Here is a 12,029-nt window from a genome sequence, read left to right on the forward strand (position 1 = left end):
TTTAGACTGCGAAATTACTTAAAAACAATCAATAATCATAATTCTTTAAAATAAATATAATTTAATTATCTGTATTTAAAATCAAAAAACTACGTACTTTTTTTGAGGTATTTGTATGTAAAAGATGGTTTAAATGATAATTAAGCAGGTTTTTATTTAAAATTCATTTGATTAGAACCATTTTCTAGTGAAAAGATTGACTAATGTTTTTGGTGATAAAGTGATCACAAATCGTATTTTTTCGTCATAATTTTTTTGAGAAATCTCCCAGCCGTTATTTGAATAAACCGGAAAAAAGAGTTCAAAATAGTCTGGAACCAGATTTAATCGCAAACCGCTATCATAAACAAAGTTCTCACTTTGGTGTTTACTTTTCATAAAACCAATGTCTCCATATAGTTCAATCCAATTCCAAATCGAATAGCTCGCGTTCAAAGTCGTCATCCATTCATTGGCATATCCGGGATTAATTTTTGATTTAAAACCTCCTTCTGCCATCACAAATTGCTGACTAAAGAAACCGGTGCTTTCAGATCTTCCGTAAAAATTATAATCAAACAAATAATCGGTAGGTCTATCTAAGCCAAAACTAAAATAATCTGAATTTGTTGTATTGTATAAAAAGCTTCCCGCGTAAAGTCGTAAGTTCAATTTATGATTGTTTTCAAATAATCTTCGATATTCAACTTCTCCGGCTAGTTTTCCAAAATCACCTGCAAACTGAACATCAGTCATAAAACTAAGATGATTGATTAATTCGGTTTTTGTATTAGAATAACGCGCGTTGAAAACAGAATAATTAGGTTTCGAGTTATCCGTAATGTACTTGCTCGCTTCACGATTTACAATAACCTGACGAAACATTATCAACTGTTTTCTATTGTCTCTAAAATTTTCCTCCCGAATTCTAAATTGAACCATCGGATTTAATTTTAAATAAGTGGCATCAGGAGCGTAGTGATAGTAATTCTGACTTATCGAATATCTTATATTGTATAAAGTGCTGTTTCTGTAATACTCACTCCATGAAAAAGCTGATGAACCTGAAATCGTTCCGGCATTAATCGAATAAGCCGGGTTGATATCAAACGTAAACGGTTTGTCCAGAATCGTTTTATTGTGAAAACGAACTCCGGGTGTCAAACCATCGTATAGATTATAAGTAAGTGTTGGAATGTATAAAATCTGATTGTAATAGGGATCTTCTAAATCTTTGGCAAAATTAAATTTTATCGGACGATTCGTTATCACCAGACTTTTCAATGATTTCCAGTTGTTTCTCTGGTTGTATTCCGGAACTTCATTATCGTAGTTTATAACTATTTTGTCCGCACTTTTTCGATCAAATTCATAAATTGAATCATTATTTTTTGGTTCAATCCATTTTTTGAATACGACTTCATTTTTCTTAATTCCATAAATCGGAACCGGAACAAAATTATCCGTTTTGTTTTTTATCTGAAATTGTACACTGTCTTTAGTTCTCGAAACATGCGTGAATTTATAATCGATAATATCACGTGAATCTATAATAGTATTAAAAAACCAATCAATCTTTTTTGGACTATTTTTGGTTAGTATTTTTTCAAAATCGTATCGATTCGTTTGCTCTTTTTTGTTTAGATTGTAGAATTCCTGAACACTTTCCGGAACAATATTATGGTTTAAATAATCATCCAAATAACTCAAACTTAAACCAGCGCGATACTTACTCGCAATTTGTTCGTTAAATTTTATTAAAGTATTTTTTGGGTCACCAAGAGGCTGATCCAGATTTTTTCTCGCCATTAACATGTAATAATAGCTGTACTGTTCATTAAAAGTTAAGCTGGTAATATGATAACTTTTAAAGAGTTTCATGTCAGAAAGCCGACCAAGCATTTTCTGATCTAAATGATTTTCCTCCATGTATTTCATCATCGCATAAATCTGAATTCCGTCATAAACCCAATTGTCTTTTCTGGGATCGAGACGTAAGCTATTCTTCAGGTAATTGTTCAGATACGTTTTTAAGAAGGTAATTTCGAATATAAAATCATCAGAAAACGGACTAATAAACGACGGCAACTGATTTAAGCCATAAAACGGATTTCGATCGTAATCTGCCTGTGAAACCGTTATTTTTTCATGCGGATATTTTCCAATAAATTCATCTGCAAAAGCCGAAACTCTATCGATGATAAGCGCCTTTTGAATTTCATCCAGTTTCTTGGTTTTCAAATCCGAAAGTACTTCTACAATGCCATTATTATAGCTTCTGAAAGTATTTTGTTTTTCGATGAAAAAATTAAAATCAGTTCTGTTGTTTCCGTTAAACAAATAAGTGCTATAGGCTGTATTCGAGCTGTCTTTTGAAACCGAATTCAAATCCGTCGTAATAGAATAAGTACTTGGAATCTTTATTTCGACTTCATAATCAGCGCTTGCATTGGCAATATCATCCAGATTGAAATTATTGTTTTTTGTAAAACTATGATTTTCATATCTCGCGGGACTTAAAAACCAGTTTTTCAAATTCATTCCGCCATTTTGATCAAAGCCGTAACGTGTAAATTTGTTACTTGGAATCTTAGAAATATAAGCAAGGTGCAAATCTATTTTTTCGCCCGGACGCAGTTTTCGATTTAGTTTAACTACAATAAAATCCGGATTTTTATCTGTTCTTTCCCATTCAAGCGCCATATTATCAGAATCGGTCAGACTTATAATTGTAGTATTTCCTCTTTCTGCGGGTTTCGCAAGATGAAAACCTCTGTAAAACTCATCCGAAAAGCGTTTTGCAAGCGGTGTGTTTTTGTCTGAGAAAGCATTGTTCCAATCGTTCAGGACAATCGAAATCAACGAATCGTTTGAAGTATTGTAAAACGTAATATCCTGCTTTACATTCAGAGTTTTAAGTTCGAGATTAACAGCCACTTCCATCTTAGATTGATGTTGGGCGTATTGTTTTATCGAGCTTAATAAAACTAAAACAAATAATATAATTCTATAATTTGACTTCAAGGATAGTTCAGATATTGATGAGTATAACTTAAGTTACGAGTATATAGTTGTTTTGGTTCTTTTGTAAAAATAGCATAAAAAAAGCTGTTTTAAAAAACAGCTTTCAATTTTTGTGATACTTAACGTTATTTATTCATTTAAGCAATTTATTTTCTTTTTATTAAAGTTACAGTAACTTAAATTACGATTTAATTTAAAAATTAGAAATTTGGACTTAAGTCATATTTCTTATAGAATTTATCTAAAACGTCAACAACTTCATCTTCAGTATCTACGATTTTGAATAAATTTAAATCTTCAGGACTTACTGTGTGCATTTTTTCTACCAAAACAGTTTTTACCCATTCGATCAATCCAGACCAAAATTCAACACCAACCAATATAATTGGGAATTTTCCAATTTTCTTCGTCTGTATCAAAGTAATCGCTTCAAACATTTCATCCAGAGTTCCAAAACCTCCAGGCATAACTACAAAACCTTGTGAATATTTTACGAACATAACTTTTCTCACAAAGAAATAATCGAAATTCAAGTTTTTATCGTGATCGATATAAGGGTTAAAATGCTGTTCAAATGGCAATTCGATATTCAAACCAACCGAAGTTCCGCCACCTAAATGTGCGCCTTTATTTCCAGCTTCCATGATTCCGGGACCACCTCCTGTGATTACGCCGTAACCTGCTTTACTGATTTTAAAAGCAATTTTTTCAGCCAATAAATAATATTTATCATCTGGTTTTGTTCTCGCCGAACCAAAAATCGATACACACGGACCAATACGTCCCATACTTTCGTAACCATTTACAAATTCAGCCATGATTTTAAAAATCGCCCAGCTGTCATTTGTTCTAATTTCATTCCACGTTTTTTGTTTCAAACGGTCCTGAATTACTTTGTCCTCATCATTATCAAAATCTTCTAATCTCATTTTAGGTATTTTAATTTATTTATATTTTTATTTCTAGCTGTGTCGTTTTAATTATAGTCGAGTTAAGGAGCTATTTCCTGCTGTCCGCTATATCTTTTATGGCGAACCCCACCACAAAAGGATGCCGCTCCCATCAGGGCTAGGGCATCAGTTTTCAATTGAATCATTGTTTTTCGCCAAAAAAAGCATCATTAAAGTTTGAAATTTTGACAAAAAGGCTAGCTAAATTACTGCTTTTTTTGAGAATTGTTATAGAAATGGGGATTTATTAATTTAAATGTAACATTTAAAATTAGAGCATTTTTGTATTGTTATTCATTATCAATGGATTAATGCAGTTAAGGAAATATGTGGTTCTTCCCTAACTTCTATAATGCAATTATTTAATTGATTAAAATGTGTAGTTAATCTATTTAAAGTTTCCTTTCTAATCTATTATTCTTTAAGGTGAAACTTTACTTTTTTCAATTCTGTTAAAAGCATTTATTTGTATTCATCAGGAATTTCTAATTCCTTTTTCATATTTATATGATTGTTTTTTTTTGCTAACTAATTACCTTTAATATTAGTATTATTAGATTTTATTAACTTAGATAAATTAAAACTGGAATTATTTTACGGTAACTTTGACCAGCATCCAATTATCTTTTCTTTAGACCAAACATCAAAGAGTCAGTTGTATGTTTTTAATCGCCTTAAATAGATTCATGAAAATTATCTTTAAATACTATTTCGATGTTAATTTTTTTAATCTCATTTATACTACTCTCGTAAGTCTGTTTTTCTTTAATTTTCTTTGTTTTCCTATCATTTTTTCAAGCATTGGGACATTTTTAGGCATTTTTAGTTTTCAATATTTTTATGCTAATGAATATTATTTTTACCATAATTTGGGATTTACAAAGAAGAGATTGAATTCAATAGTTTTATTTTTTAATGTTTTTATATCTATTATCGTTTTTGTAATTTATCAATTAATAAAATGAACATTTTAGAAATTAAAAATTTAAATAAATCCTTTAAAGGAAAACAGATTTTAAAAGATTTATCATTTGATTTTTTGGTAGGTGAAACAAATGTAATTTTCGGAAGAAACGGAAGTGGTAAATCAACTCTCTTAAAATTGATATATGGAACTTTAAAGTCAGATAAACTGGAATTAAAAATTAATGGAGAATTAATTAAAAACAATAATGTCATTTTAGATAATAGAATTGGATACTTACCACAAGATAATTTTTTACCCAAAAGGTTAAAAGTTTCAGAAGTAATCAGAATGTATTTTAGAGAAGGAGATAAACAGTATAAAGTTTTTTATGCTCCTAAAATTAATACTATAGAAAATCGTAAAATTGGCCAATTATCATTAGGAGAAAGAAGATATTTGGAAATTGTTTTACTTGGTAATTTAGATCATAAATTTTTATTACTAGATGAACCATTTTCAATGATTGAGCCTTTATTTATTGAAATAATTAAGGATTTTTTAAATAATCTAAAAAAAACAAAAGGAATAATTTTGACCGATCACTATTATAATGATGCGATAGAAATTGCAGATAAAATATATTTAATAAAAGACGGTAATAAAATTAAAATTGATAAAAAAAGAGATTTAATCGATCATGGGTATCTAACTAGCTAAAAATACAAAATTATCTTTGTCAAGTTTTAAACCTTGACAAAGATATCATGATTTTAGTTCTCCAGTTCCTTTTTCAAAAACTTAGCGGTATAGCTTTTTTTATTTTTAGCGACTTCTTCAGGAGTTCCTTTGGCGATTAATTGTCCGCCGCCTTTTCCTCCTTCAGGACCAATATCAATAATATAATCGGCAAGTTTTATGACGTCCATATTATGTTCGATAACCAGGATTGTGTTTCCTTTATCGACTAGTTAACGAAATGTTCAATAAACGTGTCATTCCTCCGGAATTTAATTTAGAGATCGATTAATCAGTTATGACAATTAGTATTATTTTTTTATTCTTGAATTCCATATCTCTGGATGTCGACTAGTATGAAATACGGCGAAAATTTCTACTAAATAAGATTCGTCATTAATTTTGTAATGAATCATAAATGGAAATTTTTTGACAAGCATGCAACGCATATCTTCGTAACGAATATTACAGATATAAGGTTGATTTTTTAAAGTATTAATTTGAGATTTAACTTGCTTATGAAAACGTAATCCTAAATTTTGTACTTGATTATTGTACCAAATAACTATTTCTTTAAGATCATTTAAAGCATCTTGATCTATTTTAATATTGTACATTTTGAAGAATTACTGAATTGGTAAATCTGAGACTTCATCCCAATCTAACATTCTTTCGGGTGAAGCCGTACTTTTTTTAATTCTGTTCAATACTATTTTTTGATGCTCAGTTGGAATTTCGATATCATCTTTCCAGATTTCATCGTTTAGTTTTAATTTTTCAGATGGAGATAATTGTTTTACAACTTTTAATAACTCTTTAAAATCTAAATCTATTTTTAAACTTAAACTGTTCATGTTGTTATTGTTTATAATAGTTACGTAACTACTTTTGGTTATGATATACTAAGTTAACTCTTTTTTCAAAAACTTAGCGGTATAGCTTTTTTTATTTTTAGCGACTTCTTCAGGAGTTCCTTTGGCGATTAATTGTCCGCCGCCTTTTCCTCCTTCAGGACCAATATCAATAATATAATCGGCAAGTTTTATGACGTCCATATTATGTTCAATAACCAGAATTGTATTTCCTTTATCGACCAATTTATTAATTACGTCCATCAAAACACGGATATCTTCAAAATGTAATCCCGTTGTAGGTTCATCTAAGATATAAAAGGTATTTCCTGTATCTTTTTTAGACAATTCTCCTGCAAGTTTTATACGTTGCGCTTCACCACCCGAAAGTGTTGTACTTTGCTGACCAAGCGTAATGTATCCTAAACCAACATCCTGAATTGTTTTTACTTTTCGATAAATCTTCGGAATCATTTCAAAAAATGGAACCGCTTCATCAACTGTCATATTCAATACATCCGAAATTGATTTTCCTTTGTAACGAATCTCCAGCGTTTCTCTGTTAAAACGTTTTCCTTGACAGGTTTCGCATTCTACATAAACATCTGGTAAAAAGTTCATTTCGATAGTTCTAACACCGGAACCTTCACAGGTTTCGCAACGTCCGCCTTTTACATTAAAGCTAAAACGTCCTGCTTTATAACCACGAATCATACTTTCAGAAGTCATCGTAAACAAGTTCCTAATTTCGGTAAAAACTTCTGTATAAGTCGCCGGATTTGAACGTGGCGTTCTCCCAATCGGGCTTTGGTCAATATCAATTACTTTGTCTATATGCTCAAGACCTTCAATCTTTTTATAAGGCTGTGGTTTTTTTACGCCATTAAAATAATAAGCGTTCAAAATAGGGTAGAGGGTTTCATTGATCAAAGTCGATTTTCCGCTTCCCGAAACTCCTGTAACACAAATCAATTGACCTAAAGGCAATTCGATAGAAACATTTTTTAAGTTGTTTCCAGTTGCTCCGGTCAGTTTTAAGAACTTTCCGTTTCCTTTGCGACGTTCTTTCGGAATTTCTAATTTCATTGTACCGTTCAAGTATTGAGCGGTAATTGTATTTGATTTTAAAGTTTCTGCCGGAGTTCCAATACTGATGATTTCTCCGCCGTATTTCCCTGCTTTTGGTCCAATATCAATAACATAATCGGCACGTTCGATCATATCTTTATCGTGTTCAACTACAATAACCGAGTTCCCTATATCGCGTAATTGTTCCAAAGAATGAATCAGTTTTTCATTATCTCGTTGGTGTAAACCAATACTTGGTTCATCAAGAATATATAAAACTCCAACCAATTGCGAACCAATTTGTGTTGCCAGTCGAATACGCTGCGCTTCGCCTCCGGAAAGTGATTTTGAACTTCGGCTTAAAGCCAAATAATTCAAACCAACATTCATCAGGAAGTTCAAACGGTCTTTTATTTCTTTTACCACTTCTGATGCAATCAAAAGTTGTTTATCTGTTAAATGTGCATTTAAATCCTGAAACCAAGTTGTTAAATCAGAAATATCCATATCACACAATTCGGTGATATTTTTTCCATTTACTCTAAAAAACTGTGCTTCTTTCTTCAAACGAGAACCCTCACAAACCGGACAATTAATTTCGTCCATGAAATCTTTTGCCCAACGTTTTATAGTTGTTGATGCGCTTTCGTCGTATTGATTTTTGATGAAATGAGAAATTCCTTCAAAATCAATTTTATAATCGCGAGTAACACCTAGATCTTTTGAGTTTACGGTGAATTTTTCCTTTCCGCCATGCAAAATCATGTTCATGGCTTCTTCCGGAATCTTTTCGATTGGATCAGTCAGCTTGAAACCGAATTTTTCTCCAATAACTTCCAATTGTTTAAAAATCCAGGACGATTTATATTCACCAAGTGGAGCAAAACCACCCGCTTTAATCGATAATTTAGAATTTGGGATAATCTTTTTAACGTTGATTTCGTGAACCGTTCCTAATCCGTTACAATGCGGGCAAGCTCCTTTTGGGGAGTTAAAAGAAAATAAATTAGGTTCTGGATTTTGATAGGAAATTCCAGTTGTCGGACACATTAAATTCCTGCTGAAATAACGTACTTCATTGGTGTCCTGATCCAAAATCATCAAAACATTTTCGCCATGATGCATTGCTGTATTAATACTTTCAGCCAATCGTTTTTGATTGTCTTCGGTATTTTCGATGAGCATTCGATCTACCACAATTTCGATATCGTGAGTTTTGTAACGGTCTAATTTCATTCCCGAAACTAAATCCTGAACTTCACCATTGACACGGACTTTCAGGAATCCTTGTTTGGTAATTTGTTGGAATAATTCCGCATAATGACCTTTTCTGGCTCTAATAATTGGAGCGAGAATATTGATTCGTTTCCCATTAAAATCCTGCATGATCAAATCTTTAATTTGATCATCAGAATAAGAAACCATTTTCTCGCCGGTGTTATAGCTATAAGCATCGGCACCACGAGCGTAAAGAAGTCTTAAAAAATCGTATATTTCAGTAATGGTTCCAACGGTAGAACGCGGACTTTTACTGGTTGTTTTTTGTTCAATTGCGATTACTGGCGAAAGCCCGTCGATTTTATCAACATCCGGACGTTCTAAACCGCCAAGAAACTGTCTTGCATAAGCAGAGAAAGTTTCTACATAGCGACGTTGTCCTTCGGCATAAATGGTATCAAATGCCAAAGATGATTTCCCCGAACCGGAAAGACCAGTAATTACAACTAGTTTTTCACGCGGAATAGAAATATCTATATTTTTCAGATTATGAACTCTTGCACCAAGAACTTCAATTGTATTGTCTTTTTCTAACATAATTTGAGCAAAACGCAAAGTTACCACTTTGATTTGTTCTTTTAGTACTAGAGAACAAAACTTTATGTTACAAATAGTAACAAAAAATGCTAATTAGAATTGATGTTGTTTGTTGCTAAAATTTTATTAAAAGAGTCCTCTTCTCCATCTTTTTTCATTTGAGCATAAATCATTTGGATAATTTTTTCAGCATCTGCTCTGTATGGCGATTTCTGCATGCTATACAACTTGTAAGCTTTGCACATGTTGTCAAGCCCTTTTTTAGAATCATTTAAATGAAGTGCATACGTTTGTCCAATTCCATAAAAAACTTCTGGATTATTAGGATCAATTTTTGCTAGTTTCTCATAGGTTCTTACGGCTTTTTTATATTCTTTTTTATAAGTGTATACAACGGCAATATTTTGTAATGGCATTAATCCGTTTGGATCAATCTTGAGAGATCTTTCATAAGAATCTATTGCTAAGTCAAATTCTTCTAAACGTCTATAACAAATGCCCATGTTGTCATAAGCGAATGCAAAATTTGGGTCAATTTTTATTGCCTTTTTGTAATATTCGATAGCTCCTTTAAAATTATCTTTTTTAGTTTCATCTAGTCCTAAGTAATACAAATCCAATGCTTCTTGGTTTTTAGAGATTGAATTATTATTTAATTGATTATTTGAAGCTATTTTATTTTTTAAAGTGGGACAGTTATCAAGTAGGTATTTTTCCATTTTATAATAAATTTCCTTATACTCTTTTGATTTTTTATCTAGATTTAAAGTAACGTTAATCTCTTTTTTTTCGCCAGTTGGATTTGATAAATCCAAGTTGGCAAATTGTTCAGTTATTTTATAAGCTCCAACTTTATCATCAATGCAGGAGCTTATATTAGCTGTAATAGAATCTTTAATTCTATTGTAAGTTGGTATTGAATCAATACAGGAGCAAGCCTGATCAGTTAACTCTTTAAATAATTTTGTAGTGTCAATTTTATCTTTTGTTTGGGAATAAGAAGATAAACTAAGAGAAAAAAAGAGAAAGAGTAGAATTTTTTTCATTTTATAATTGAATTTTTATTGGTTAGCGTTTTCGTTTTCTTGTTGCCATGTATTCTTCGATGGCTTCTTTGGTAGTGTACCAGTTTCGACCTTCTTTATAAGCATCTATTTTTCCTGTTCTAGCAAGTAAACTAACATATTCCTGACCATATGGAGCACTAGGTTCGCTTACAATATCTATAATTGGCTGAAAGTCATAACTGCTTCCCGGCATTGCATTTAAGTAAATATTGAGTGTTCTTTCTAAAGCCTGACACATCAAAAGCGTTAATTTTTGATAATTGCCGTTATTAGCCTGATTAAGCGCTTCGTAATATTTTTTTCTGTCATTTTTAAGAATAATTGCCGGTGGAAAACCGCAGCGCATCAAGATTAAATTCATACTTAAACGAACTGTACGGCCGTTTCCATCAAAAAAAGGATGAATCCAGACTAGTTTATGATGGTAAATTGTTGCCAATTCAATATCATTTAAACCAAGAGGATTTGTATTGATAAAATCAATAAGTTCATCCAGATAATCTGAAACTTTATTAGCATTAGGTGGCATAAAATTAGCTCCCGAAATACGAACGCCGCCGTTTCGCAAACGTCCTGCAAAATCGTCTTCGATAGAACGTAAAACCAATCCGTGGATCGATAAAATATCAATACTTCTCAGGTTGTAATTAGTATCAACAATCGAATACAAATAATCAATTGCTTTGTCGTGATTGTGCGTTTCAAAATGTTCCCGAAGCGATTTTCCTTTAATAGTAATTCCTTCCTGAATAACCATTTGGGTTTCACGTAAACTCATGGTATTTCCTTCGATACTATTCGAATTATAAGTCCATTCTAAAGATAAACTCTCACGAATTTTGTGCAAGGCGATATTGGGCAATGGTCTGCTATTTTGCAAATCAAGCCTTTTTTGGTACAATCGATCAAATGTCGATTGAAATTCTGTTCTATATGTTAAGTCTATATTCCACATTATCCCACAAAGGTACTTCTTAATATCGGATATATCTATTTTTTAGTCTATCCGATATTAATATTAATTACAATCTACTAATCTTAGGTATTAGTGGACAACATATTTGTAGAATATCAAAAGAAATACGTGATTGATCTTTGTCGCCGTGGGCTGGAGTTTGTATAAAACACGATGAATAGCTTTAGCCAAAAATGCGTGATTTGGTTAAAGTCTTTTTATTGTGTGTATTAAAGACCTCCAGCTGAAGCTCAATGTCATTAAGTTAAGGAAATTGCCGAATAAATCTCGCGCAAAGTTGCAAAGAAAATGTATGTAAACTTGGCGGCTTTGCGACTTTGCGCGATTTTTTTGCAGTCTTAATTATCTAAAAAAAGCTTAACTTAATGACATTGAGCTGAAGCTGGAGGCTAGTCAATAAATTGAGGCTTAAAAACGTTGCGATTCTTTGCGAGCAAAAAAGTCAAATAATCGTTCCGAGCTTTTTGCGGTTAAGTTCACCACAAATTTCACGAATCTACACGAATTATAAATTTGCATCTAAAAAAATCTTCTTAATCTTCTGAATCTGCGTGAAACAAAAAACTTTGTGCCTCTGCGTCTTTGCGCGATTTTTTTTAGTCTTAGTTGCCTAAAAAAAGCTTAACTCAATAAATAGTAAAAACGTATTTAATATCG

At 31.7% G+C, this 12,029-nt stretch carries 8 protein-coding genes and 1 pseudogene; 1 reads left to right on the forward strand and 8 read right to left on the reverse strand.

Features of this window, described 5'->3' with window-relative positions:
* Nucleotides 1-171: 171 nt before the first annotated feature.
* Together EAH81_RS25985 and EAH81_RS25990 are read right to left on the reverse strand one after the other, a co-directional pair.
* The gene (locus tag EAH81_RS25985) at nt 172-2,922 is read right to left on the reverse strand and encodes a M1 family metallopeptidase (protein WP_140511900.1); all 2,751 of its coding nucleotides are present in this window, start codon (nt 2,920-2,922) and stop codon (nt 172-174) included.
* Between the two features lie 281 nt (nt 2,923-3,203).
* Nucleotides 3,204-3,932 (reverse strand): TIGR00730 family Rossman fold protein, encoded by a 729-nt coding sequence (locus EAH81_RS25990; protein WP_140511901.1) that lies wholly within the window; start codon nt 3,930-3,932, stop codon nt 3,204-3,206.
* A 982-nt stretch (nt 3,933-4,914) separates the two neighbouring features.
* On the opposite strand from EAH81_RS25990, the gene EAH81_RS25995 reads away from it, so the two are divergent.
* On the forward strand, nt 4,915-5,577 hold the full coding sequence (locus EAH81_RS25995) for an ABC transporter ATP-binding protein (protein ID WP_140511902.1): 663 nt from the start codon (nt 4,915-4,917) through the stop codon (nt 5,575-5,577).
* 53 nt (nt 5,578-5,630) lie between these two features.
* Here EAH81_RS25995 and EAH81_RS27570 read toward each other — a convergent pair.
* From EAH81_RS27570 to EAH81_RS26020, 6 genes and pseudogenes are all read right to left on the reverse strand, one after another.
* A pseudogene (locus EAH81_RS27570) lies at nt 5,631-5,828 on the reverse strand (hypothetical protein); the annotation flags it as partial.
* 78 nt (nt 5,829-5,906) lie between these two features.
* A complete protein-coding gene (locus EAH81_RS26000) occupies nt 5,907-6,212 on the reverse strand; it encodes a type II toxin-antitoxin system RelE/ParE family toxin (RefSeq protein WP_140511903.1) in 306 nt (101 codons plus the stop codon).
* 9 nt (nt 6,213-6,221) lie between these two features.
* Nucleotides 6,222-6,449, reverse strand: a complete 228-nt coding sequence (locus EAH81_RS26005) for an addiction module protein (RefSeq protein WP_140511904.1) — start codon at nt 6,447-6,449, stop codon at nt 6,222-6,224.
* Between the two features lie 48 nt (nt 6,450-6,497).
* On the reverse strand, nt 6,498-9,329 hold the full coding sequence (uvrA, locus tag EAH81_RS26010) for an excinuclease ABC subunit UvrA (protein ID WP_140511905.1): 2,832 nt from the start codon (nt 9,327-9,329) through the stop codon (nt 6,498-6,500).
* Between the two features lie 89 nt (nt 9,330-9,418).
* Nucleotides 9,419-10,375 (reverse strand): tetratricopeptide repeat protein, encoded by a 957-nt coding sequence (locus EAH81_RS26015; protein WP_140511906.1) that lies wholly within the window; start codon nt 10,373-10,375, stop codon nt 9,419-9,421.
* A gap of 22 nt (nt 10,376-10,397) precedes the next feature.
* Nucleotides 10,398-11,351, reverse strand: coding sequence for a Fic family protein (locus tag EAH81_RS26020; protein ID WP_140511907.1), 954 nt, complete (start codon nt 11,349-11,351; stop codon nt 10,398-10,400).
* Between the last annotated feature and the right edge of the window lie 678 nt (nt 11,352-12,029).

The organism is Flavobacterium pectinovorum (assembly GCF_006438875.1).
Lineage (GTDB): Bacteria > Bacteroidota > Bacteroidia > Flavobacteriales > Flavobacteriaceae > Flavobacterium > Flavobacterium pectinovorum_A.